The organism is Niveispirillum irakense DSM 11586, from assembly GCF_000429645.1.
GTDB classification, from domain to species: domain Bacteria; phylum Pseudomonadota; class Alphaproteobacteria; order Azospirillales; family Azospirillaceae; genus Niveispirillum; species Niveispirillum irakense.
Genome location: NZ_AUCG01000020.1, coordinates 188551 through 214252 on the forward strand (window position 1 = coordinate 188551; position 25702 = coordinate 214252).

The following is a 25702-nucleotide window of genomic DNA, read 5'->3' on the forward strand; positions in this document are numbered from 1 at the left end:
ACATGAAAGTTCTGATCGTTGAAGACGAGCCCTTCATCGCTGCCAGCGTTGAGCAGGCCCTGAATGCCGCGGGCATCACCGCTTATTCGGCGGCGAACGCTGCTGAGGCGCTGAAGCTAACGGAAAACATGGTATTCGATCTGGCGCTGCTGGATGTTCGGCTCGGCTATGGTGAAAGCGGGCTGATGCTGGCGGAAATGCTGCTTGAAAATCATGCCATCCCCACCCTCTTGCTCACGGGGTTGGACGAGTTGCCCGAGCATGTCGGCTCTTTCGTTCTCGGTGTGCTGCATAAGCCCTTCACGGGCGATGATGTCGTCCTTGCGGTTCATGCTGTGCGGGCTGCCGTACAGGGGCGCGCCGTGGCGGCCAAGCCGCGGAGCCTTACATTTTATGGTGGCCGGGTCCGGACCACGGAAACAGGCCTTGTGGCCTGACCTTCAACGGGCACGCTCCATTCAATTCAGGCAAAAAGGCCGGGCTGTTATCGCCCGGCCTTTGTAATTGAGAGGGGCACCACAGAAACGGCCAGCCCGCCTGGTTAAATAACAAAGTCCAGCGGTTGTGACAGGGAGTTGCGCCGCCGCGATGCTTCCGCCAGCGTGCAACGGTCCAGGACCGTGGCCATGGCATCCCTCGCTTTCAGCATGGCCCACCGGATGACACATGTGGCGGCATCGTCACAATCCGCGCAGGGTTCGAACTTCAGGCGGCTGGCGCACCGGATCGGAGCCAATGTGCCATCAATGACGCGGATGATGTCGCCCACGGATAAATGCTCTGGCGCGCGTGCCAGCCGATAGCCGCCATGGCGTCCCCGCTGGCTGACCAACAGCCCCGCTTTGCGCAGATCAAGCAGGATCGCTTCCAGGAACTTGCCTGGAATATTCTCAGCCGTCGCGATTTCCGCGATCTGGATGGTGTTGTCGTCCCCGTAATGGTCGGCAAGATGGATGCAGGCGCGAAGGGCGTATTTCGCCCGCTGGGTCAACATCGTGGGAGCACTTCCAAACGCACGGGGTGAAGGACCTGACTCTTTTTTGGCCCCTGAAGGTGGCAATATCAAGCCCATGCGGACAATGCCACATGGATTTTCATATGGCTGTGACCTTCGGGCCCGATGGACTATGCCCGCGCTGCCAGGGCTGGCAGATAATCTGCCAGGGCTGCCAGCCCTCTGTCGGCCGCCCTGACAAGCTCATCAAGCCTCTGGGCGATCTCTGCGAGGGGGCGATTATCTTCACAGGCCTCCTCAAGGGCCTTCGCGGAGGCTGACATTTCCATCAGGCCGAAATTTCCGGCCAGGGAGATAATGGCGTGGGCGTTGGTGCCGATCTGATCCAGGCCCATCTCTTCCTGCCGCAGGTGTGCAACACGCGATTTCAGCGTTTCGGAGACTTCGGCCAGCATGGCTTGAAGGGCATCGGCCCCCATCAGCTCTTCCAACTGTACCAGCATATCCTCCAGCACCACGGGCGGTAGCGGGCTTTCCTGGTCTGTTTCGGTGGAGGGGGCTGGGGCGACGGTATTTTCCGTCTCCCCCGTTGCGCTGGCGCCCAATCGCTGTGACCAGCGTGCCAGCACGGCCACCAGATGGGCGGCTTCGATCGGCTTGGCGATATGATCATTCATGCCGGCCTGCCGGCAGCGCTCCACCTCTGCCGGCAGGGCATTGGCCGTCAGGGCGACGATGGGGATATGGCCGGCGGGTGGGGGCAGGGCCCGGATGCATCGCGTGGCCTCCAGCCCATCCATGCCCGGCATCTGCACATCCATCAGGACGAGATCAAAATCGCCCGTCTGCACTGCCGCCACCGCGCCATCACCATCGCTTACCATCACGACCATGTGGCCGGCGCGTTCCAGGATCGCCCGGACCAGAAGCTGGTTAACGGGCAGGTCCTCGGCCACCAGGATGCGCAGTGACCGCCCCTGGGCAACCGCCTGATCGACGGCGGGCAGGGGGGGCTCCGGTGCGTGGGCGGGCGGTGCGGCGGGGCGCAGGGGGATTTCCACCCAGAACAGGCTTCCCCGCCCTGGTACACTATCGACCCCGATCTCTCCCCCCATCAGGCCCAGCAATCGACGGCAGATGGCAAGACCCAAGCCGGTGCCGCCATAACGGCGGGCTGTAGAGGCATCGGCCTGATGGAACGGCTCGAACAGGGTGCAAAGACGTTCAGGCACGACGCCGATACCAGAATCTTCTACGGCTATCCGCAGCAAGGCTGGGCCTTCCGCCGGCATCTTGATCCCGGCTGACAGGCGCACATGGCCCCGCTCGGTGAATTTCACGGCATTGTTCAGCAGGTTCAGCACGATCTGGCGCAGCCGCGTAGGATCAAGCATCAACCAGGGCGGCAGGTCGGGGGCGATATCCAGGCTCAGCGCCAGACGTTTCTCCGCCGCCATGGGGCGTACCAGATCGGCGCAGGTTTGCAGCAGCCCGACAATGTCGGCGGGCAGTTCTTCCAGTTCCAGGCGACCGGCCTCAATCTTGGAAAAATCCAGCACGTCATTGATGACGGCCAGCAATGTGCGCCCTGCCTCTGCCTGCAGGCGGATATAGTGGCGGCGCTCTTGTTCGGGCAGGTCGGCGGTCAGGAGCAGATCTGCAAAGCCGATCACCGCGTTCAGCGGTGTGCGCAATTCGTGGCTGACGGTGGCGAGGAAGTCGCTTTTGGCATGGGCGGCCTTTTCCGCCTCCATGCGCGCCTGACGCAGGGCTTCTTCCTGGATCGCCGCGTCTGTGACATCGCTGACAACCCCGAAAAGGGCGACCGGTTCGCCGGCCTCGGAAAATTCGACCATGCCGCGGGCGATGATGGTGCATCGCTTGCCATCCGGTCGCCGTACCCGCAGCGGCGCTTCGTAGGAGCCGCCATCGGCCATCGCGGCCCGCATCAGCATTGCCAGCTTGTCCTGGTCTTCCTTCTCATAGACCTTGGTGACATTCTCATAGGTCGGGGTGAAGCTCTGCCTGTCGACGCCATGGATGCGATAGATTTCATCAGACCAGAAGACGGTCTGTTCTTTCAGGTTGATGCGCCAATGCCCGATGCGGGCGACCTGTTCGGCCAACCGCAAGCGCCGGTTCGCTTCCGCCAGATCGCGCGCCTGGGCCTTGCCGCGGCGCCCCTCTTGGCAGAGCAGGAAAAAGAAGACGCCGAAAATGAAGGAGCACAGCAGGCCCACACCGATGGTCCAGAAGGCCAGTTGCCGCCAGGGCATCAGGCTCTCTTTCTCGGACCGGCAGACAAGCGCGATCAGGGGATAGTGATGGACGGTGCGATAGGCCGCGATCAGCCTGTTATGGGGGCCTTCCCGTTGCAGGGTGCCGTCTGGCTGCCGTCTGGCCTGCTCCATGGTTGGCAGGGCAAGCGTATCGACGCCGATCTGTCCCCGCTGCGAAGGCCCGGCCCGGGTGCGGACAATGCCGTCGGTGCCGATGATGGCCAGGGCACCATCACGCCCGAGGTTGAGCTGGTGCCGGAAGGAAGAAACATAGAAGGGATCGACTGTGACCAGGGCTATCCCGCCGAACGTCACGTCGCCATTGGCACCGATGCGGTTGATGCGGATACTGACCGGCAGAATCCAGCGCCCATCCTCCCCCTCCCGGACAGGGGGCGCAATCAGGATATCGTGTAAATCACGCTCCACATGCCTGGCGACTTCCGGCTGTATCAGGAAGTGGCGCAGCGCCTGGGCGCCAATGATTCCTGGTCGGCTGGAGGCGACGGGCGTGCCGGCGTCATCGAACAAGGTGACTTCCAGAGCAAAGCCCGGTGGCAGGCTCTGCCGCGCCAGCAAGGACGTAAGGTCGGCCGGAACGCCTGTGCCTTCCGCGTCCGCCTTGACCGTTTGCAGAAGCTGCTCAACGGCGGAAAAAAGCCAGAAAGTCTGCTCCTCCAGGGTCAGGGAGAGATTGACCAGATCATGCTGGGCAAGGCGCAGGGTACGCTCGCGCTCCGACACGAGAAAGGCAGCAAGCCCCGCCCAGAGGATGGCGAGTGCCGCAACCAAGGCCACAAAGGGCCTTTCGTGAAAAAAGCGCATCCACCACCCTCGAGAGGTCCATTTATGGACAGTCTCTACCAACCGCGATAAATAGCAATATCTCCCATTTGCTGCCAAATATTGAAAGGTCGCTTCTGGTTTCCCGCCCCTTTGTCACACCGGTTCGCCGGGATAGGTGATTTCCTCAACCACGATCTCGCGCCGCCCGGCCGGGGTGCGTATGGCGACAGTGTCGCCTATTTCCGCCTTCAGCAGTGCGCGTGCGATGGGAGAGACCCAGGATACTTTGCCCTGGTCCATATCCGCCTCGTCCACGCCGACGATGGTGATGGTTTTTTCGCTGCCATCCTCTTGTGAATAGGTGACGGTCGCACCAAAAAAAACGCGGGACCGGTTGGTCTGGCGGGTAGGGTCGACGATTTCCGACCGTTCGATACGTTTACGCAAAAACCGCACCCGGCGGTCTATTTCGCGCAGGCGTTTTTTGCCATATAGGTAATCACCATTTTCCGACCGGTCGCCATTCCCGGCCGCCCATGAAACGATCTCAACAATACGGGGCCGCTCGACCCGCCAGAGCGCATCCAGCTCATCGGCCAGCGCCTTGTAGCCTTGTGGCGTGACATAATTCTTCGTGCCCGGCGCCAGTCCGGCGTCGCCTTCATCTTCATCATCTTCGTCAAATACTTGCTTTTCCATCAATTCCTCGAAAAATATCCGGGCAGGCGCGCACTGTGGCGTCGCTTGCCTGTCCTGGCAAGGCGGCAAAAGGGGGCGTTCATTGATATCCCCTTGGCGGTCCCGGGGTCATCGGCCCTGCAACGGGGGCACGTCCTTATCCTGTGCGCGCAGACCGGCGAAAAAGGCGCTTATCCGCTCCCTCCCGGTTGCCCGCATCCTTCCCTGCGCCAGCATGGCCAGGCTGCGGCCGATAAACAGGGCGCAACGGAAGGCGAAATAAGCAAAACCGGGAATGCCCCCCTGCGGATGTACAAGATATTGCCCCACCAGATAGCCTTGACCATAGGCATATCGCGCCACTTTTTCAGACAGGTCCGGGCGCGGCAACCGCGCCACCGGGGCGGAGAGAAAAGGGATACGGCGCAGATGGTTGCGCGCCACAATCTGATAAATCAGTCGGGAATCCTCCCCCGCCTGATGCCGGGAGGCGGTACCAGGGCCGATCGTCTCCAGAAAGCGCAAGGGGCCGAGCGCCTCTGCACGCATCATGGATGACCACAGGAAACCGCGATAAATGAGGAAAGCTGCGCCGACGCTGCCGATCTCACAATGATCCGGGTCCGGCATATCGGTCCTGAAGGCCACCGGGGCGCTGACAAGCAGATCATGCTGAAGCTGCGTGACCGCCGCCGCCAGAAAGGCGGCCCCTGGCCGCACCGCGACATCCACGAACATCAGGGCATCGACCCTGCCGGCCAGATGATCAAGGGCCCGGTTCCGTGCCCGTGCCACGCCACGTCCCTCCAGATACAGGATTTCCACATCCGTCGTGACCGCCAGTTCCGGCATCGGCATGCCGGGCGATGGTTGAAGCACCACAATAATATGCGGGACGATCATGGGGACGGCGGCGACGGCTGTACGCAACCGGTCCAGGCATGCCGCCAGTAATTGATGTTCCTCCGCCAGGGCCGGAATGATGAAGCCGACACGGACCGGCCGCGCCTGCACAGGGGGGCCCATTATGCCGCCCTCGCGTCGGATTGATGTGCCAGGGATGACATTGACATGGGATCGATAAAAGCCGGTCGCGGGTAAGTGGATGGAAAGCAAATGCCTTTGCATATTCCCATGCCGGGCACAACCGTGCTGCCGGATGAAAAGGGCAATGGCCATCCTTTATCCCGGCGATGGCGGACCCGTTTCCGCCATACCATGCGTTGCCACCGCTTGGGTGGAACGTGTATGACCTTTGGTAGTGATGCCGTCGGGGTGCAAGGATTGGTGGCGGCCAGGGCAACTTCAAGGGAAGATTTTAACGTGGCGACATCGTGGACCGGCGGCTATATGGCCGAAATCAATTATACGTATGGTTTTTACCGGGAGTTGACGCCGGCCATGCTCCAGTTCGCCATGTTGGCGGCGGGCATGCGCGCGCCTTCCTTTGCGCAGCCCCGTACTTATTGCGAATTGGGGTGTGGCCAGGGGCTGACAGCCAATCTGCTGGCAGCCGCCAATCCGCATATCGACTTTCACGCCACCGATTTTAATCCCGGCCAAATTGCTGGCGCACAGGATTTGGCCGCAGCGGCTGGCACACCCAATATCCGTTTTTATGAGGATAGTTTCGCGGAATTCGCCGCCCGTTCCGACCTTCCGGATTTCGATGCCATTTCGCTGCATGGTATCTACAGCTGGATCAGCACCGAAAACCGGCATGTCATTGTGGATTTCATCCGCAAGCGACTGAAGCCGGGCGGTGTGGTCTATATCTCCTACAATGCCTTGCCCGGCTGGTCGGCGGCGGCGCCGTTGCGCCGGTTGTTCGTCGATCATGCCGCCACCCATGGCGGCGCCGCTTTGAACCGGATCGAACAGGCGCTTACCTTCGCAGAAGGTCTCGACAAGATGGATGCGCGATATTTTCGCGCCAATCCCGGAATGTCGGAGCGTTTGGACAAGGTGAAAGGATTGCAGCGGGCCTATTTGCTTCATGAATACATGAACAAGGACTGGACCCCCTTCTATCATAGCGATGTTGCGGGTGAGTTGGCTGAGGCCAAGCTGGCCTTTGCCGCCAACGCCACAATCCTGGAGCAGATTGACGCCATCAACCTGACCGGCGACCAACAGCAGTTCCTGGCCGGGATTCCCGATATCTCCTATCGGGAGACGCTGCGGGATTACATTATCAACCAGCAATTCCGCCGCGATATTTTCGCCAAAGGGGTCTTTCCGCTGCGACAGACCGAGGTTCTGGGGGCGTGGGAAGAGTTCAGCTTCGTCCTGTCTGTCGATCTGACGGATGTGCCGCGGGCGGTGAAGGGCAATCTGGGCGAGGGTAACCTGCAGCCGGAAATATATGATCCGATCAAGGCCCGGCTGGCATCGGGGCCGGTCACCTGGACCGATCTTGTGCAGGCACCGGAGATTGCCGCACTCGGATTTCCCCGGATCATGCAGGCCATGGCCATCCTGATCGGCAGCAATGTAGTTCAGCCTTGCCTGCCGGGCGACATGGCGGCCCGCCGCTCCCAGACGGATGCCTTCAATCTGGCTGTGATGGAACGGGCGCGTCTTTCCAGCGATATCGTCTATCTGGCGTCGCCGGTGACTGGTGGGGGGATCCCCACGGATCATGTCACCCTGCTGTTCCTGCTGGCCCGGCGCAACAACGTGACCGATCTGCCGGCTTTCGTTTTCGATATTCTGGTCCGCAACAATCAGCGTCTGGTCCGTGAGGGCAAGACCCTGCAGGCTGAGGCAGAGAATATGGAAGAATTGCAGAAGCGTTTGATCAGCTTCAAGAATATACAGGTTCCGATTTTCGAGAGGCTCGGCATTGTCTGAGACGGATCCGACGGAAGGGCTGCCGCTGCCGGCAGCCCTGGCCGCACGCCACCTTGATCTGCGCTACGATCTTGAGGCCGACCGGCTGTTGCTGACAGCACGGTCGGATGACGCGGCCATTGATTTTCATCTGACCCGACGCCTCACCCGGCACCTGCTCTCGGGCATCCTTGATCTGATGATGAAGACCAGCGATGTCGTATCCCGTTCCAGTGCCGATCACCGGACGGATGTGCTGCTGTTCGAGCATGCCTCCGCGCTGGAAGCGACATCGGGGCCGACCCAGACACCCCCCGCTATCCTCTCCGCACGGGCGCAGGCTGCTTCTATGCCCGTGCTGGCAAGGCGTGTGGATGTGGACCTGAACAGTGAGGGCATGAAAATCTCGATCTGGGGTGACACGCATGGGCAGGCCTGGATCCATCTGGCGCGCGAACAGGGCCACCAGTTGATCGAGATGCTGCTGATGAAGGCGCGCGAAGCGGAATGGGATTTGGCCGAACTGTCCTGGATGGACCGTCGCGGCCAGTATAGCCGCCCCCAGGGTACCCCCCTGGCCTGACCCTTCCGGTCTTTGCGCTGGGGGTACGCGGGGGGGGCAGTGAAGGCGGATAGGGTTACGCCAATCCCCCTATTCCCTTATCATACCAATCTCCCGTGATCGTGACCGCTCACAGGAGATTTCGTGCTCCCTCACTCGCCGGGCGGGCGCATCCGCGCCCTTGGCTGACGCCGCACGAGCGGCGGGTCGGCGGTCGCCGACCTCCAATCCGCCTAAAGGTCAACCTTTAGGCGGATTGGTATCATTGCACAAAAAAGACTGACCCTTCCGGGGATTGGGTGCAGGCGGCTGCCTGTGCTATTGCTGGCGCCGGAATGGGCATGGCGTCTTTTCCCCCCTATCTGGTCCCCTGTCTGGACCCTGTGCAATAAGGGAGCGCACACGATGCGGCTGGCGATGATCGGGACCGGTTATGTCGGTCTGGTGTCGGGGGCCTGTTTCTCGGAATTTGGTGTCCAGGTCTGCTGTGTGGATAAGGACGCCGGCAAGATCGAGCGGCTGAAACAGGGGCAAATTCCGATCTACGAGCCGGGCCTGGAAGCGCTGGTCGCCCGTAACGTGGCTGCCGGCCGCCTTTCCTTCAGCACCGATATGGCCGAGGCGGTTGCCGGGGCGGATGCGGTTTTCATCGCCGTGGGCACACCGTCCCGCCGGGGGGATGGTCACGCCGATCTCTCCTACGTCTATGCGGCAGCGGCAGAAGTGGCGCGCTATCTGCAAGGCTATACCGTCATCGTCACCAAATCGACCGTGCCCGTCGGCACCGGCCGGGAGGTGGAAGCCATCATCCGGCGGGAACGACCGGATGCTGATTTCGACGTGGCATCCAACCCGGAATTCCTGCGTGAAGGATCGGCCATTGGCGATTTCATGCGCCCTGACCGGGTGGTGATCGGGACGGAGGCAGAACGGGCGCAAGCGGTGATGCGGCAGCTTTACCGCCCGCTTTACCTGATCGAAACGCCGATGGTCATGACAGGGCTGGAGACGGCGGAACTGATCAAATACGCGGCCAATGCCTTCCTGGCGGTCAAGATCACCTTCATCAACGAGATGGCGGATCTTTGCGAGAAGGTGGGCGCCAATGTGCAGGATGTGGCGCTGGGCATGGGGCTGGATGGCCGCATTGGCCGCAAGTTCCTGCATGCCGGTCCCGGCTATGGCGGTTCCTGCTTCCCCAAGGATACGCTGGCCTTGGCCAAGACAGCCCAGGATTTTCACAGCCCCGTCCGCATTGTGGAGACGGTGGTGGATATCAATGCCCGGCGCAAGAAGGCCATGGCGGATCGGATCATCCAGGCCTGTGGCGGTACGGTGGCGGGCAAGGATGTCGCCATCCTCGGCGTTTCCTTCAAACCCAATACCGATGATATGCGCGATGCCCCGGCGCTCGACATCATTCCGGCGTTGCAGGCGGCAGGGGCAAAGGTCCGCGCTTATGATCCCGTAGCCATGGAAGAAGCGGCGAGGCTTCTACCGGATGTTATCTGGTGCAAGGATGCCTATGCGGCACTGGAACAGGCCGATGGGGTTGCCATTCTGACAGAGTGGAATGAGTTCCGCGCCCTGGACCTGGCACGGGTGAAGGGTGCCCTGCGCCAGCCGGTGATGGTCGATCTGCGCAATATTTATAAACCGGCAGAGATGGAGGAGGCGGGGTTCGCCTACAGCTCCATCGGTCGCAATCAAAAGACCGGCCCGTCCTGACAGGCCGGGCGTGGTCCCTGGCTCACGGCTTTTCCGTCGGGGGCCGCCAGTACGGTTGTCGGGGTGAACCATGACCATTCTTGTGACGGGTGTCGCCGGCTTTATCGGCATGCATGTCGCCCAGGCTTTGCTTGCCAGGGGTGAAAGCGTCATCGGTGTCGATGAATTCAATGATTATTATGATGTGGGGTTGAAGCAGGCGCGGGTGGACAGGCTTACCCCCCATCCGGGTTTCTCGCTGCACCGCCTGGACATTGCCGACCGGGAAGGGATGGAGAGTTTATTCTCCCGCCATCCCGGTATTGAGGGCATCATCCATCTCGCCGCCCAGGCCGGTGTGCGTTATTCGCTGGAAAATCCCTATGCCTATGTCCGCTCCAACCTGATGGGGCAGGTGGTGATGCTGGAAGGCGCGCGCCGGCTGACGCGGCTGCGCCATTTCGTCTATGCCAGTTCCTCCTCCGTTTATGGTGCCAACGACAAGCAGCCTTTTTCAGTGGAAGATCCGGTTGAACGGCCGGTATCGCTTTATGCTGCGACCAAACGGGCGGATGAATTGATGACCCGCACCTATAGCCATCTCTATGGCATGGCCGCGACGGGGTTGCGCTTTTTTACTGTTTACGGCCCGTGGGGGCGGCCGGATATGGCGCCCTTCCTTTTCGCCTCGGCGATTGCCCAGGGGCGGCCGATCCGCGTCTTCAATCACGGCGATATGTGGCGTGATTTCACCTATATCGACGATATTGTATCCGGGGTGCTGGCGGCGCTGGATCGGCCTGCCACGCCCGACCCGGTAGCTGGCGGCGATACGGCCCCGCACCGGATTTATAACCTGGGCAATAACCGGCCGGAGAGGCTGCTGGATTTCATCGCGGCGCTGGAAGATGCCCTGGGGCGGAAAGCGGAGCGGATTCTGGAGCCGATGCAGCCGGGCGATGTGCCGGCGACCTACGCGGATGTCGCGGCCAGCATGCGCGACCTGGGCTACCAGCCCACCGTGACGATGCAGGACGGGGTGGCGCGGTTCATCGCCTGGTATCGCGCCTATTACGGCGTGTAAAATAAAAAAGGCCACCTGTCAGGCGGTGGCCTTCAGCGCTGCGCGAACCACGGCGGGTGGCGAATTGCCGGTCCCGCCATGGTTCTGCCGCGGGGGTCTGCTGGCCCCCCGCCTGATTTTCGGGGAGGGCCGGAACGGGATCAGTCTTCCGATCCCATCTGTTCTTGCAGGTAATTCTGGATGCCGACCTTGTCGATCAGGCCGAGCTGGGTTTCCAGCCAGTCGATATGCTCCTCCGTATCCTCCAGGATGCGGCGGAAAATCTCCTTGGACTGATAATCCCGGACCGACTCGCAATATTGCATGGCGTCGATCAGTTCCGTGCGGTTACGGGTTTCGACCGCCAGATCACCCTTGAAGCATTCCGGCACGTCTTCGCCGATCAGCAGCTTGTGCAGATCTTGCAGATTGGGCAGCCCATCCAGGAACAGCACCCGTTCGATCAGCAGATCGGCATGCTTCATTTCGCCGATCGATTCCTCGTACACCTTCTTGGCCAGACGCAGGAATCCCCAGTTCTTCAGCATGCGTGCATGCAGGAAATACTGGTTGATGGCCGTCAGCTCGTTCGCGAGGATGGTGTTGAGGTGACGGATGACGATGGGATCGCCTTTCATGGCATACCTTCACGTGATAGGGGTGCTGTTCTCTCCAAACAGTAATACAGCCTCAATGTTCCTTTGTCTGCTGATAACGTCTTTCATCTTTCATTTTGTTATATTGATAACGACTGTCATTATTTCTCTTATTCTCACGATGAAAGTGAGAAGGGCTCTCGTTTTCATGTTGTCGCTCGTTTCGTCGCCCAGCTATCATCTCGTCAAACAGCAGGGGAGGGCGAGGGCCCATGGCGAAGCCGGTCTATTTTGAAGATTTTACCCCCGGTATGGCGCTGACTTTCGGTGACAGGCTGGTCACGGCGGAAGAAATCGTGACCTTTGCGCGGGAATATGACCCGCAGCCGTTTCATCTGGATGAGGAGGCTGGACGGGCCACCCATTTTGGCGGCTTGGTGGCCAGTGGCTGGCAGACCGCCGGTTTCATGATGCGGATGCTGGTGGACAATATGTTGTCGCCAGAGGGCTCGCTCGGCTCCCCCGGTCTGGACGAGTTGCGCTGGCTGCGTCCGGTACGGCCCGGTGACCGGCTGAGTGTGCGGGTGGAGGTGCTGGAGACCCGCCTTTCGCGCTCCCGGCCCGGCATGGGGACGGTGCGTCAACGAAGCGAGGTGCTGAATCAGCATGGCGAGGTCGTGATGTCCACCATATCGGTGGGCATGTTCCGCACCCGGTCGGCGGGCGCCGCTACAAGCTAAAGCTGTTCAGTGTTGGGGCTGATGTGACGGATCGTTGCTGCAAAAGCCCGTGATCAATGTCTATCATAGGGCATCCGTCCGGTGGGAAACGGACGGTTGCAACCAACCGGGGCCTTTAACAGCATGTCACGAGACTTTTTCGATCTCTCTCCGGGTGAATGGGTGGAAGAGCTGCAGCCGCCCCGTCGACGCATGCAGATTCTGGCCATTCACACCCGCCCGGGAGCCAAAGCGGCCAATGTCGAGATGGCGATTGCCGGTAACAATGTGGACCGGATCAGCCTCTCGATCTTCGCTTTGTCTGACACTGCCAGGTTCCGTCGCCTCCGGTGAGGCGACGGTTACTTCCGCCATCAGGTAGGCTGGCTGGGGCCTTTGATGGCGCGACGGCCTAGCCGCCACAGATACACGCCCACCACGATTACAACGACGATTTTAGAGAGCGGGTCTACATACTGCTCTACCAGTTCATACTGGCTTTCCAGCAGATAGCCGGCACCTGCCAGCACCGTGGTCCAAACCAGCGACCCGACTGTGGTCAGCACCAGGAACAGCGGCAGGCTCATCCGGGCCAGACCCGCAGGGACTGAAATCAGGGTGCGGATCGCCGGGATGAGACGGCCGAACAGGACCGCCTTGCGACCATGGCGCTCAAACCAGGAGAATGCCTGTTCCACATCGGGCGGGTCCATCGTCATGATGAAGCCGAAGCGGCGTGACAGTTCGATCAGCCGGTCGTGCCCGACAGCGCGACCCAGCGCGTACCAGGGCAGGGCGCCCAGGACAGAGCCGGCGGTTCCGAACAGAACCACCAGGATGGGGTCCATCTTGCCCTGTGCGGCCAGGAACCCGCCCAGCGGCATTATCGCCTCTGAAGGGATTGGGGGGAAAAGGTTTTCCAGGAACATCAGGGCCAGCAGCCCCCAATATCCCATCTGCTCCACAAGGCCCAGCGCCCATTCAAACATCGATTTTCCTGTCTTTATTTCTCGGCGCCGATCGCCGCTGCCACTCTCCGTTTAACGCATAGCTCATTTCCGAGGCTATCGGGAACAACGCCTTCGCGCCGATAGCAGGCCCCTGAACAGATCATGGAATGATATTGTGCTACCTCTGATGGCCTATTCCTTATGGTGAAATTTAGGATATCATGGTGTCGAGTATATCCGTGTATACCGGACCCTCCTGATCATGGGGCGATGGGCAGGGCGGCGGCAGATGCCTTTGGGGTTGGATCTGCCGGCCAGGGGCAGGTTGGATAAGGGATTGCAGGAGATGTCGATGGTATTGTCCAGGCGCGCGATGGAGCCTCCCAAACCGGGTGATTGGCTGGAAGAGCTTAAACTCCCCCGGCGCCGGCTGCTTGTGCATGCGGTGCATCAGCATGCGGCCCGCCCCGTTCATGTGGAATTTCTGGTGGAAGGGCGATCCAGCGATCGCTTGTCGCTCGCTTTGGAAGTGGTCCTGGATGGTGCCCGTTTCCGCCGCATGGGCGCCACTCAGGACGCGGCCTGATCTGCCCGTCCGGCAAGCGTGCGAAGTCTTGAAAGTCGCGCCGACCTGATCGTCGGCGCGGCTTTTTCGATTCGGGGCTTACTTTATCGGCTATACGTCACATTCATGCGTATGGGCCACGATCATGCCTGCGTCTGAAACCAGCGTGCGGCCACCTGGGCGGCGCCTGTGAAGCTGGCGGATACAGGGCCGGTGGCCGGATCGACCAGCATCAGGTTCACCGGCAGGCCAAATTCCTCCACCTCCATCTGATCGGCATCCCGCCAGACCCGGCCATCATGGGCCAGATATTGCCGGGCCTGCGTGCGCTGGAGCAGCGGGCGGATATCGCCGGACCAGGGGAAGACGGGTTTGCCCAAGGCCGCTGCGAACCCCATCTCATAGGCTGTGCCATCATCGACTGAAGGCCCCCGGAAGGGCATGCAGTTGGCGATGACGCCATCGGCCCCCCGGATCAGATCCAGATTGGCCTGCCGGATGCGGGCGGCAAACGCCGTCCCGCTTTCCCCTGCATTCGGTGTCAGGGCGTTGTCGGTGGGGAACACCCCTTCCAACCCCATCTCCTCGCAGATGGCCTTCATGGCGGCGGCTGCCGCCATCGGGTCCGGCAGGAAGACATCCGGGCCTGCCAGATAGAGCCGGGGCCGACGGCTGCTCACTTGGCGCCCCCTTTGCCGGACATGTCGAATTTGAACAGGGCAAAGCCATTCTCGCCCGGGCCCTGATAGGTCAGCTTCGGCTGCTCGGCCAGGAGTTGCTGGGCGATGGGGGAGGTGTCGTAAAGGATCGTGGCCTTATCCCCCAGGGGGGCGAAGGTGAAGCTGTTATCGGTCGTCGGCTCAATCACGCCCTTGGCGCGGATATAAGCCACGACCGCTTCCTGCACCGTATCCGGCGACTGGTAGATCACCGTGCTGCCATCCAGATGCGGGAAACTGCCGCCGCCATTGGCGCGATAATTATTGGTGACGACGATGAAGGCCTGGTCATCGGCCACCGGCTTGCCTTGGAACAGAACCTGCTTGATGCGGTGGGCATCGGGATTGATCAGGCTGCCGTCGCGGTCGAACCGTTCCGGCTGGGTCAGGTCGATGACATAATTGATGCCATCAATGATATCGAACGCATAGCTGGGCACGGACCGGTTGACCAGCATCTGGGGTTCGGTCCGGTTCGGGTCGATCACGGCCAGGGCCCGCGACGACATTTCCAGCCAGTCCCGCACCTGGGCACCGGTCAGTTTCACGGCCACAAGCTGGTTGGGATAGACATAGAGGTCGGCGACATTGCGGATGGCGATTTCCCCCTCCGGCATGTCGGTGTAGAAGCCCACGCCCGGCCGCCCGCCCGACTTGAAGGGCGCGGTGGCCGACAGGATCGGCAGGCCGGCATGCTCGGTTCCCGCCAAGGCGCGGGTGATATAATCGCGCTGTGCCTCAGCCACCAGTTCCATGCCGGGGCTGTCGCCAAGGAAGGCGAAATAGGAATGGATGCGCCCCGTGGTGCGGCCCACCGGGCGGCGGACATAGCGCAGCGTGCCTTCATGCGCCGGGGCCAGAAGGGCGGCCAGTTCCGCATCTGCCGGGGTAGAGACGGTCTTGCCATCCTTGCGGGCCTGGATCGGCCGGGCTTCGCCGCGCCCTTCCACCACTTTCCATTGGCTGCCCTGTTTTTCCAGCTTCAGGGAGATCACGCCCAGGTGGCTGCCATAGCTGCCGGCCATGACCAGGGGTTTGCCATTCACCGTACCCTGCTTCAGATCGGCGCCGGGCAGGCCGTCATAATCCTTGGAGGGGAAGACGCGGTGGCTGTGACCGGTGATCACCGCATCCACACCGGTAATCTCTGTCAGATAGTTGGAAGCATTCTCCTCCCCCCCCTGGCGGGGTTGGAAGTTCATGCCGGCATGGGACAGGACGATGATGATGTCAGCGCCCTGCTTCTTCATCTCCGGCACATAGACATTGGCCATATCGATGATGTCGCGCGTGGTGACGCGACCATCCAGCTTGTCCTTGTCCCAGATCATGATCTGGGGCGTCAGCAGGCCCAGCAGGCCGACCTTGACCTTCTGCTTCTTGCCGTCGCTATCCACCAGTTCCCGATCCTGGATGACATAGGGGCTGTAAAGCGGCTTGTCATTGTCCGGGTTGTCGTCGCCATCGACCTTGAAGACGTTGCCGGCCAGGATGGGGAATTTCGCCCCGGCTTCAACGCTGCCCAGTGTGTCCAGGCCGAAATTGAATTCGTGGTTGCCCAGCACGGCCGCGTCATAGCCCAGCAGGTTGAGGGCGGCCATGGCGGGATGGGGCCTGTCCTTGTCGATGCCGCGTTCGCGCACCACCCAGTCGCCCATGGGTGTGCCCTGGATCAGATCGCCATTATCGACCAGCAGCGTATTGGGATTGGCGGCACGGGCGGCCCGGATCAGCGGCGCCACCCGGACCAGCCCCACAGCCTCGTCCTGCCGGTCAGCATAATAATCATAATCCTTCAGGTACATGTGCAGGTCGGTCGTGGCCAGTACCTGCAAGTCCACCTTCTGGGCCATCGCGGGCACCGCCGCCGACAGCATCACTGCCCCCGCCGCAAAGGCGGCCATCCCGAACGCACGAATCAAGGAAAGCTCCATCCGAACAAAGTTCATCCAAAAGGGTGCGCCGCAGCAATAAACTTACCCGGCCCGTCGTCGCGGCAAGTGCGGTAGGGTCGTTCTGCAACCTGTTGCACCGCAAAACTGTGGCGCCAATGCTACGCTGACGCAGATATAGCCGCCCCGACCACCGAAGGCATAGCCCAAGGGCAGCATGTCATGGAACTGTAATATATACGTCACCTGACCGTCATGGGCATCTGGTCTTGTCCGCGCCATTCGGTCCGGCTATTGGGGGCTTTTTAACATGAGCATCGAGAATAAGAAGGCGGCTGCCGCTCTGCGCCGTCACCTGGGTTCGTTGAGGATTGGCGCCGGTGCGGTTGCCATGGCAGTGGCCTGTTCCTGGGTTGTGCCTGCCGTTGCGCAGCAGACCACCTCGTCCATGACGGGTGTGGTGCTGAACAGCGCCGGTGCTGCTGCTGCGGGCGCCCGCGTCGAGATCGTGCATGCCCCGTCGGGTACCCGTTCCGTCACGACGGTGAACAGCGAAGGCCGCTATCAGGCGTCCGGTCTGCGCGTCGGCGGCCCCTACACCGTCACCATCACCGCTGCCGGCGAAGCGCCGCAGGTGAATGAAGGCATCTATGTCGCGCTGGGTGAGCCCTATGCGCTGGACGTGATGCTGGGCCAGACCACGATGGGTGAGATCGTGGTGACCGGTGAGCGCGCTGCCCAGACCACTGTCGGCATCGGCACCAATTTCGGCCAGGAGCAGATCAACAACGCCCCGTCGATCAGCCGCGATCTGAAGGATATTATCCGCAACGATCCGAAGGTCTTCATCGACGTCACCAATTCCAGCGCCATCCAGATCGCCGGTGCCAATAACCGCTTCAACAGCCTGACTGTTGACGGTGTGAAGCAGAATGACGATTTCGGCCTGAACAATGGCGGTTACCCGACCCAGCGCTCGCCGCTGTCGGTTGACGCGATTGAAGGCTTGTCGGTTCTGACCGCCCCGTATGACGTGGAATATTCCGGCTTCCAGGGCGGCACGATCAATATCGTGACCAAGTCCGGTGAGAACACGCCGCACGGCTCGTTCTATTATTATTATGGCGATGAGAGCCTGTCGGGTGACCGCAGCGGTTCCCGCCGCAACCTGATCAGCCCCTACAAGGAAAAGACCTGGGGCGGCTCGCTGGGCGGTGCCCTGGTTCAGGACAAGCTGTTCTTCTACGTCAATTACGAGAAGTACAAGAACCAGTCCCCGGTGGTGTTCGGCACCGAGGATAGTGGCTTCGGCAATCCGGTGACGGGCATCACCACCGCCCAGGTGGAGCAGATTCGCCAGATCGCCCAGAGCGTCTATGGCTATGACACGCTGGGCCTGCCCTCCGGCTCGCTGCCGGAAGAGGATGAGAAGATCCTCGCCAAGGTTGACTGGAACATCAATGATGATCATCGCGCTTCGTTCGCTTATCAGCGCAACGAAGGCAACAACATCATCGGTGCCTCCAACAGCACCAGCGCGACGCCGCGGACCCTGTCGCTGGAATCCAACTTCTATGATCGCACCCAGATCATGGACAGCTATTCGTTCCAGCTCTTCTCTGATTGGACGTCTGACTTCTCCACCGAAGTCAAGCTGGCGCACAAGAAGGTAGACAGCCTGCGCCTGCCGCTGAACGGTCTGGGCTTTGGTGAAATGCGCATCAGCACCAACCCCACCGGCTTGACCGTCAACAATAATGGTTTTGGTCAGGTCGTGATCGGGCCCGATCTTTCTTCGCACAGCAACCAGCTGAACACGAAGAATGACAGTGCCAAGATCAAGGGTACGTATCTGCTGGGTGATCACAAGATCATCGGTGGTTACGAATATGACAAGACCGACTACTACAACCTCTTCCTGCAGCGCAGCCTGGGCTACTGGGAATTTGCCAGCATCGAAGCGTTCCAAAACCGCCAGGCCCAGCGTTTCCGCTATGCCAATGCGCCGACGGGCAACCCGGATGATGTAGCGGCGATCTGGGATTATACCGTTCACTCAATGTATCTGCAGGATACCTGGAGCGTCACGCCCGAGTTTGAAATCCAGGGCGGTCTGCGTTACGAACTGTACAAGACCAACGACAAGCCGCTGACCAACAACAATTTCATCTCCCGTTACGGCTTCTCCAACGCTGAAACGATCGACGGTGAAGATCTGTGGCTGCCGCGTCTGGGCTTCACTTATGAAGCCGCTGAGGCGACGACCTTCCGCGGTGGCGCGGGCCTCTTCTCCGGTGTCGGCCCGGCTGTGTGGCTGTCCAACAGCTACAGCAATGATGGTGTGACCCAGCGGTCGCTGGATGTCAGCCGCTCCGGCACGCTGTCCGCGGCCAATGCCTTGTTGCTGAATAATGTCACCGGTCAGGTGCCGCAGGCGGCGACTGACCGTCTGGGTGCGGTCGGCGAAGGTTTCGTCAACGCGCTGGACCCGAACTACGAGCTGCCGTCCTCCTGGAAGTTCAGCTTGGCCGTCGACCAGACCCTGGACATCCCCTATCTGGGTGATGACTGGTTCTTCACGGCTGAAGCAATCTATACCCGGACGAAGAACGCCAACTTCTACCGCGATCTGCGTCTGGTCCAGACCGGTACTTCTCTGGATGGTCGCCCGATCTATACCCAGAACATCCAGGCCGGCGATACCCGCGGCAATGGTTCGGACATTGTTCTGGGCAACACCGACAAGGGCAAGAGCCTGATCCTGTCGCTGTCGGCTTTCAAGAACTGGGAAACGGATTACGGCGATATCGATCTGAGCGCCGGTTACGCCTATCAGGATGTTGAGGATGCCAGCCAGGGCACCAGCTCTGTCGCCAGTTCCAACTATGAGCAGTTCGTGACCACGGACCCGAATTCGGATCTGCTGGGCACGTCCGCTTACGAGGTGAAGCATCGCCTGACGATGAACACCAGCTACAGCATCGAATATTTCGATGGTTTCAAAACCTCGCTGTCGCTGTTCGGCCAGGCCTATTCCGGCAAGCCTTATACGTTCAGCTTCACCTGCTCCAGCAGTGCCAACCCGTTCGGCGACCCGGCCTGCCGCAGCAGCCGTTCGCGTCAGGCCATGTATGTCCCGACCGGTGCGAACGATCCGCTGGTCAACTGGACGGCCAGCGCGGTCAAGGCCGATCAGATGGACGCCTATATCTCGCGTAACGGGCTGGACAAGTATCGTGGCGGTATCGTGCCGCGCGGTGCCCTGCAAAGCTCCTGGACCTATTCGCTGGATGCCAAGCTGGCCCAGGAAATCCCGGCGCCGATCGAAGGCCACAAGGCCCAGTTCACGCTGGATATCGTCAACCTGACCAACCTGCTCAACAAGAGCTGGGGCCGTCAGCAGCAGATCCCGTTCTTCCAGTCGGTTGCCGGTCCGACGGCGACGCTCGATGCCAATGGTCGTTATGTCTTCACGGCGGCCGGTCGCGACGCTGTGGAAGAGATCAACAACCGCGCTTCGGTGTGGAAGATCCAGGTCGGTGTGCGTTACGAATTCTGATCCGGTTTACCGGTCGGAAGCAGGAGGGGCGGCTCGCAAGGGCCGCCCTTTTTGTTTGCCTGAGTATTGGCCTTGGTATTATGCCGCACGTCCGCGGCGTTTCTCTGCCGTCATCTGCGTCAGCAGCGCGCGCAGGGCGCCAGGGCGCAGGGGTTTGTAGACCAGCTTGGCACCAGCCTCCTGCACGGCGTTGCGCACAGCATCCGTCCGGTCGGCGGTGATGACGGCGCAGGGGATTGTCTCGCCCAGCGCGGCCCGGATGATGGTCAGGGCTTCCAGGCCGCTGGCCCCATGGTCCAGGTGATAATCCGTCAGCACCGCATCGGGCTGACGATCCGCCAGCAGGGCAAGCGCGGCATCGGCGGTCTTGCCCCACACGATAGTGCACCCCCAGCCAGCCAGCAGGGCGCGGGTCGCATCGGCAATCGCCGGCTCATTTTCCACCAGCAGCACCAGGGTGCTGTCCAGTCCAGTTACCTGCACGGCGCTGGCCGTGGGGCGGGGGGCTGCGGCGGCTTGTGCCAGGGGAACCTCCACCGCAAAGCAGCTTCCCCTGCCCACGGTGGAGCGGACGCTGACACGGTGCCCCAGGATGGCGGCGAACCGCTCCACAATCGACAGGCCCAGCCCCAGCCCCTTGTCCCGATCCCCTGGACCGCCGCCCAACTGCCGGAATTCCTGGAAAATCTCCCGCTGGCGATCCTCCGGGATGCCGGGTCCTGTATCCCACACTTCTATCCGCAGATGGGTGCCGACCCGGCGGCACCCGACCAGCACCCGACCGTGGGGTGTGTAGCGCAGGGCGTTGGCCAGGAAATTCTGCAGGATACGGCGCAGCAGCACGGCATCCGTATCGACATAGGCGCGGCTGGGCACCCAGCGCAGCGCCAGCCCATGCCGTTCCGCCAATGCGCGCAGTTCCCCCGTCAGGGGGCGCAGAATATCGTCGATGGCGACGATGGTGCGGTTGGGCTTGATGATGCCGCTATCCAGCTTGGTCACATCCAGCAGGTCGCCCAGCAATTGTTCCACCGACCGAAGCGCTGCATCGGCCTGCCGGACCAGCGGGTCATGCCCGCGCTCCAATGCGGCGGAAATGAAAAGCCGGGCGGCGTGCAGCGGTTGCAGCAGGTCGTGGCTGACGGCAGCCAGCAGGCGGGTCTTGGCCAGATTGGCGCGGTCGGCCTCCTGCTTGGCGGCGGCAAGGTCGATGGTGCGTTCCGCAATGCCGCGCTCCAGCCCTTCATTCGCCGCGCGCAACGCCTCGGCGGCACGATGGCGTTCGGTCACATCGGTATAGACGGCAACGAACCCGCCATCAGGCATGGGGTTGGAGGCGATTTCCAGCACCGTGCCATCGGGGCGGGTGCGGTGGAAACTGTCGGGCTGGTCACGCCGCTTGGGGTCCAGGCGGCGCATGAACAGGCTTTCCACCTCGCCTTCACGGCCAAATTCCCCCCGGCTTTGCAGATAGGCCACCAACTGGCCCAATGGCGTGCCGACCGTGATCAGCCCTTCCGGCACATCCAGCAGTTCCAGGAACCGCCGGTTCCACAGCAGCAGGCGGAAATCCTTGTCCACCGCGCAGATGCCCTTGCCGACATTCTCCAGCGTGGAGCGCATCAGCATATGCTGGTCCAGGATGGCGCGCGACGCCTCGTCGATGATCGACCGCGCATCCGACCGGGACAGGCGCCGGTCGGACAGCAGGCTGGCAACGACAACGCGGGCCGAGGCGCTGCCGATCGCGCCGGCCAGCAGCCATTCCGTGGCCTGGATCGCCTCCTCGTCGATACGCGCCTGCAGCGCGGTGCGGAAGGCCTGGCTGGTTGCCCCGGTCAGGCCGGTCAGGTCCAGGAAGACGGCATCAGCCCGCGTGTTGCCGACATAGCGGGCGGCCAGATCATGCAGGTCGGCCAGGGTGGCGCCCCGCGCCGGTTCCCGTTCGTCCCGCATGTCGTGTCGCATGGAGACGAAGCGGCGGGCCTGCTGCTTCTCCAGGTCCGACTGGCGGGTGACGGCGGAGACCAGAACCATCATGACCAGATTGATGCCCAGGCTTGTCAAGGCGCCCTTGGACAGCGTGTCCAGATCATGGATGCCGCCCAGCCCGGTGGGCACCAGCCAGCCGAGGCCGAACAGTCCTTCATCCATCACCCACATCGGGATCAGCCCGGCCACCGCGAAGGAGGGTGTCAAGACGCTGTAGAGCCAGAAGCCGAACCCGGACAGAAGGCCGGTGATGGCGCCGGCCTTCGTCACCCGGCGGGAGAACAGGCCCAGCAGCAAAGCGGGGGCAAACTGCGCCACCCCGGCGAAGGAGACGGAACCGATGGTCGCCAGCGGAAAGGTACTGCCGATCAGCAGATAATAGAGATAGGCCATGCCCAGCAGCGCGACGACGGTCAGCCGCCGCACGGTCAGCAGCATGGGCTTGGGGTCATCCTGCCAGCGCCGCATGGCGGGGCGGAAGGCCATCAGGGCCGGCACGATCAGGTCGTTGCAGACCATGGTGGACAGGGCGACGGCGCCGACAATGATCATGCTGGTGGCGGCTGACAGCCCACCGATGAAGGCCAGCAGCGCCATCCAGGGATGGCCCAGGGCCAGGGGCAACGTGACCAGGAACGTATCGGCATTGACGCTGCCATTGGGGAACAGCAGCAGACCTGCCAGGGCGACCGGCATCACAAACAGGTTGATGGCGATCAGATAGGCCGGGAACAGCCAGGATGCGGTGCGGATATCCCCGACATGGGTATTCTCCACCACCGCGACATGGAACTGGCGTGGCAGGCAGAGGACGGCCAGCGCGGCCAGCAGCGACAGGGACCACCAGCCGAAATCCATGTGCGGGATCAGCAGTTCCCGCATTTCCGGCCGCTGTGCCGCCTGCTCCATGATGCCGGACAAGCCGCCGCTGATGGTGAAGACGATGCCGGCCCCCACCAGCAGGGCTGCCAGCAGCTTCACCAGGCTTTCCGCGGCGATTGCCAGCATCAGGCCGCGATGATGCTCATTGGCGTGGATGTTGCGCACGCCAAACAGGATGGCGAACAACGCCATGGTGAAGGTGATGATGAAGGTGGTCTGGCCCGGTGATTCCCGCGCCTCCATCCCGAACAGACTGCCGGAGATCGCTTCCAGGCTGATGGTGATGGCTTTGAGCTGCAGGGCGAAATAGGGCAGGACCACGATGACGGCGATCAGCGTCACCAGCGCCGCCAGCACCCGGCTTTTACCATAGCGGGCGGAGATGAAGTCGGAGATGGAGACGACATTTTCCGCCTTCGCCACCCGTACCATCTTGGCCAGCACGGGCCAGCCCAGCCCGATCATCAGGATGGGGCCGACATAGATCGGCAGAAAATCGAACCCGCCATTGGCCGCCCGCCCGACGGCACCATAAAAGGTCCAGGAGGTGCAATAGACCGCCAGGGACAGGGCATAAAGCAGGGGCGCGCGTCGCTCCTTCACTTCTGCGCCGGTCTTTCCCTTTTTATCCCGATCCCCATGCCAGGCAATGGCGAACAGAACCGCCAGATAGATCAGCGACAGGGTGAGAACCAGCCAACTCTGCATCGCGCCCCGCATCGGGTTGGGGAAAGGCGACGGGGAGTTTACACGCCGCCGCGCCGGGGGCGTAGCGTCAACTGGTCGGGGGCGCCGGCGGTATCAGTCCGCGACTGCCATCGTATAGCTGCGCCCGGCCCGCTTGGCCCCGGTCCGGACCACGACCAGCCGTGCCTTGGGGGCCGGGGCGCAGGTCACGGCCTGCAGATAGTCTGGCAGGCCGGGAACAGCCCCCGTCGCGTCAGGCGCAACGAAAAACCAGTCCCCGTTGCCCCTGATCTCTACGATATGGTCATTTCCCGGCGCGGTCCCGTCCAGGACCAGCAGCCAGGCATGATCCTCTTTCGGTCGCTTCTGCCGCGCCAGAAGGGCTGCCGCGCTCTGGCCGGCTTCCCCATTGGCCGCAACTGACAGGTCCTCCGGTTTGGTGGCACTGCCGGCAATGCAGATATCACCCTTCATCGCCCCCAATGCGGGGCCCAGCAGCATGCCCGTTCCCGCACTCAAGCCTGGCCCGACCTCTAGCGCTGAGCCGCCATCGCACGCCGCCAGCGGCAGAAGGGCGAGCAGCGGCAGGGTCAGTCTGGTCATGCGCATGGATGGGGGCTTCCGATAGGGCGGGGGGCGCATAGTAGAAAGGGCCGGCAAGCCTTGTCCATATATAGGGGCGGATCACTCCACCTTGCCATGGGCGCCGGCCTCCCCCTTCTGCCAATAGCCCGATGCTTTCAGCCATTGCGGTTCGAACCCCAGGACCGAGACCAGATGGTCACGGATCTGCCGCACGGCGCCAATCTCTCCGGCGATCCAGGCCAGGGGCTGTGTCACCGGCTGGGGCAAGGCCTTCACAGCATCCACAAGGGTGCCGTCACTGGCTTCCCGAACGACCCAGACGATATCGGCATCGGCCCGCGTTTCCAGGTTCAGCCGGTCGGCTGCCGTTTGCACTTCCACCAGCACAGTCGCCTGGGTCCCGGCAGGCAACCCTTCCAGCCGCCGGGCGATGGCGGGCAGGGCAGTTTCATCCCCGATCAGCAGGTAGCTGGTGAAACCGGTGGCCGGGATCATGGAACCGCGCGGCCCGCCCAGATGCAGGATGTCGCCCGGCTTGGCGGTTGCGGCCCAACGTGTGGCCGGCCCGGCATTGCCGTCCAGCCCGTGCAGGGCGAAATCCAGCGTGAGGGTGCCGGCGGCCACATTGAACCGCCGGGGGGTATAATCCCGCGCGATGGGCCGAGCCTCTCCGTTCTCCCCACCGGGCAGGACCAGTTCACCGGTCACCGGGTCGGGCAGGAACAGCTTGATGTGATCATCAAAGCCGGGGGACTGGAACCCCTCCATATCCCCTGCCAGCTCGATCCGCAGCATGTTGGGGGACAGTTTGTAGATATGGTTGACGCGCAAACAGCGCAGGCGGGTGTCAAGCCGCACGCGCTGGGCGGGCTGGCGGTTCAGGGCGGTATCGGGTGCCATTGCTCACGACCTTTCGATCTTGCGGGCCAACTCATCGATCCAGTCGACGATGCCCTCGATATCTTGCTTTTCCAGCGGGCGCAGGCTGCGGGTGCGCAGGGCCCCTTTCAGATTGTCCATGGCGCGGAAGATGGGCGCGAATTCCACGCCATCCCCGCCACTGCCTGGCCCGCCTTCCAGCATGGCCATCAGCCGTTCCACCTCCTCGCCCTGTTCGGCCAGGAAGGCGCGGCCGGCATCAGTGATGGTGGCCTGTTTGCGGTTATCTTCAGCCGTGCTGATGGTGATGAAACCGCCATCCTCCAGCCAGCTCAAGGCCGGGTAAACCACACCGGGGGAGGGGACGCGGCGGCCCTGGCTGCGCTCCTCAATCTCTTTCAGAAGCTCATAGCCATGGCTTGGCCGATCGGCGATCAGCCGCAGCAGCACAAGGCGCAGGCCGCCATGGCCGAAGCCCCGGCGTCCCCCGCCGCCGCGCCCCATGCCGCGCCCGTCGCCCCAATCACCCCGGTCTGGCGGCCCATGGGGGCCACGGAAGAATTCTCTCATGATTCCGTCTGCTCAATTGTGTTTCAGTTATATCGGATATAACTCCGATGAGAACGGATTGCAACATAAAACAGATGTAACTCGATATATCGGAAAACTCACTTCGATAGCCGTCTGGCTGTCGCGCCGCTCAGTGGGGTGTCCGGGAAACCGCATGGGTCGGGTCGCGCCGTTCCGGATTTCCGGAATATCCCGCAACACGCGCCCAAAATGCTGCACCTGCGAAGTCGTTTTGTTTCCAACGA

General features: G+C 61.9%; 20 protein-coding genes. 8 read left to right on the forward strand and 12 right to left on the reverse strand.

Annotated elements, in window-relative coordinates; translation table 11 throughout:
* Positions 1-2: 2 nt before the first annotated feature.
* Positions 3-437, forward strand: a complete 435-nt coding sequence (locus G473_RS25765; protein WP_051330019.1) for a response regulator — start codon at positions 3-5, stop codon at positions 435-437.
* Between the two features lie 104 nt (positions 438-541).
* Here G473_RS25765 and G473_RS0108000 read toward each other — a convergent pair whose 3' ends face one another.
* The 4 genes from G473_RS0108000 to G473_RS0108015 all read right to left on the reverse strand — a co-directional run bounded on the left by G473_RS0108000 (position 542) and on the right by G473_RS0108015 (position 5724).
* Positions 542-994, reverse strand: coding sequence for an RrF2 family transcriptional regulator (locus tag G473_RS0108000; protein WP_029012670.1), 453 nt, complete (start codon positions 992-994; stop codon positions 542-544).
* Positions 995-1125: 131 nt separating this feature from the next.
* Complete coding sequence (locus G473_RS29125) at positions 1126-4059, reverse strand: ATP-binding protein (RefSeq protein WP_051330020.1); 2934 nt, start codon at positions 4057-4059, stop codon at positions 1126-1128.
* Between the two features lie 114 nt (positions 4060-4173).
* Positions 4174-4719: a transcription elongation factor GreB gene (gene greB, locus G473_RS0108010; protein WP_029012671.1), complete on the reverse strand. Its 546-nt coding sequence runs from the start codon at positions 4717-4719 to the stop codon at positions 4174-4176.
* Between the two features lie 108 nt (positions 4720-4827).
* Entirely contained in the window at positions 4828-5724 is an 897-nt protein-coding gene (locus G473_RS0108015) for a hypothetical protein (protein ID WP_035706026.1), read from the reverse strand.
* 297 nt (positions 5725-6021) lie between these two features.
* Here G473_RS0108015 and G473_RS0108020 point away from each other — a divergent pair, with 297 nt between their 5' ends.
* From G473_RS0108020 to G473_RS0108035, 4 genes are all read left to right on the forward strand, one after another.
* On the forward strand, positions 6022-7551 hold the full coding sequence (locus tag G473_RS0108020) for a class I SAM-dependent methyltransferase (RefSeq protein ID WP_029012673.1): 1530 nt from the start codon (positions 6022-6024) through the stop codon (positions 7549-7551).
* Complete coding sequence (locus G473_RS0108025; RefSeq protein ID WP_029012674.1) at positions 7544-8113, forward strand: hypothetical protein; 570 nt, start codon at positions 7544-7546, stop codon at positions 8111-8113. The genes G473_RS0108020 and G473_RS0108025 overlap by 8 nt, the downstream gene beginning before the upstream one ends.
* A 384-nt stretch (positions 8114-8497) precedes the next feature.
* On the forward strand, positions 8498-9820 hold the full coding sequence (locus G473_RS0108030) for a UDP-glucose dehydrogenase family protein (protein WP_029012675.1): 1323 nt from the start codon (positions 8498-8500) through the stop codon (positions 9818-9820).
* A 70-nt stretch (positions 9821-9890) separates the two neighbouring features.
* Positions 9891-10883 (forward strand): NAD-dependent epimerase/dehydratase family protein, encoded by a 993-nt coding sequence (locus G473_RS0108035; RefSeq protein ID WP_029012676.1) that lies wholly within the window; start codon positions 9891-9893, stop codon positions 10881-10883.
* A 140-nt stretch (positions 10884-11023) separates the two neighbouring features.
* Here the strand turns inward: G473_RS0108035 and bfr are convergent, their stop codons facing one another.
* A complete protein-coding gene (gene bfr, locus G473_RS0108040) occupies positions 11024-11500 on the reverse strand; it encodes a bacterioferritin (protein WP_029012677.1) in 477 nt (158 codons plus the stop codon).
* Positions 11501-11730: 230 nt separating this feature from the next.
* On the opposite strand from bfr, the gene G473_RS0108050 reads away from it, so the two are divergent.
* A complete protein-coding gene (locus G473_RS0108050; RefSeq protein ID WP_029012679.1) occupies positions 11731-12198 on the forward strand; it encodes a MaoC family dehydratase in 468 nt (155 codons plus the stop codon).
* A 353-nt stretch (positions 12199-12551) separates the two neighbouring features.
* Here G473_RS0108050 and G473_RS0108060 read toward each other — a convergent pair whose 3' ends face one another.
* Positions 12552-13166: a DedA family protein gene (locus G473_RS0108060; RefSeq protein WP_029012680.1), complete on the reverse strand. Its 615-nt coding sequence runs from the start codon at positions 13164-13166 to the stop codon at positions 12552-12554.
* 313 nt (positions 13167-13479) lie between these two features.
* Between G473_RS0108060 and G473_RS25780 the strand changes: the two genes are divergently transcribed.
* Positions 13480-13713, forward strand: coding sequence for a hypothetical protein (locus tag G473_RS25780; RefSeq protein WP_154667315.1), 234 nt, complete (start codon positions 13480-13482; stop codon positions 13711-13713).
* Positions 13714-13835: 122 nt separating this feature from the next.
* On the opposite strand, the gene G473_RS25785 is transcribed toward G473_RS25780, so the two are convergent.
* Positions 13836-14372: a nucleoside 2-deoxyribosyltransferase gene (locus G473_RS25785; protein ID WP_051330022.1), complete on the reverse strand. Its 537-nt coding sequence runs from the start codon at positions 14370-14372 to the stop codon at positions 13836-13838.
* Positions 14369-16333 carry a bifunctional 2',3'-cyclic-nucleotide 2'-phosphodiesterase/3'-nucleotidase gene (locus tag G473_RS0108075; protein ID WP_029012682.1) on the reverse strand — a complete coding sequence of 655 codons (1965 nt, stop codon included), beginning with the start codon at positions 16331-16333 and terminating at the stop codon, positions 14369-14371. The genes G473_RS25785 and G473_RS0108075 overlap by 4 nt, the downstream gene beginning before the upstream one ends.
* A 280-nt stretch (positions 16334-16613) precedes the next feature.
* On the opposite strand from G473_RS0108075, the gene G473_RS0108080 reads away from it, so the two are divergent.
* Positions 16614-19862 (forward strand): TonB-dependent receptor, encoded by a 3249-nt coding sequence (locus G473_RS0108080; protein ID WP_084437771.1) that lies wholly within the window; start codon positions 16614-16616, stop codon positions 19860-19862.
* A gap of 78 nt (positions 19863-19940) precedes the next feature.
* On the opposite strand, the gene G473_RS0108085 is transcribed toward G473_RS0108080, so the two are convergent.
* The 4 genes from G473_RS0108085 to G473_RS0108100 all read right to left on the reverse strand — a co-directional run bounded on the left by G473_RS0108085 (position 19941) and on the right by G473_RS0108100 (position 25457).
* Positions 19941-23444 (reverse strand): hybrid sensor histidine kinase/response regulator, encoded by a 3504-nt coding sequence (locus G473_RS0108085; protein WP_029012684.1) that lies wholly within the window; start codon positions 23442-23444, stop codon positions 19941-19943.
* A 93-nt stretch (positions 23445-23537) separates the two neighbouring features.
* The gene (locus tag G473_RS0108090) at positions 23538-24032 is read right to left on the reverse strand and encodes a hypothetical protein (RefSeq protein ID WP_029012685.1); all 495 of its coding nucleotides are present in this window, start codon (positions 24030-24032) and stop codon (positions 23538-23540) included.
* A 75-nt stretch (positions 24033-24107) separates the two neighbouring features.
* Positions 24108-24908 carry a siderophore-interacting protein gene (locus tag G473_RS0108095; RefSeq protein WP_029012686.1) on the reverse strand — a complete coding sequence of 267 codons (801 nt, stop codon included), beginning with the start codon at positions 24906-24908 and terminating at the stop codon, positions 24108-24110.
* A 3-nt stretch (positions 24909-24911) separates the two neighbouring features.
* Positions 24912-25457 (reverse strand): PadR family transcriptional regulator, encoded by a 546-nt coding sequence (locus tag G473_RS0108100; protein ID WP_029012687.1) that lies wholly within the window; start codon positions 25455-25457, stop codon positions 24912-24914.
* Positions 25458-25702: the final 245 nt, after the last annotated feature.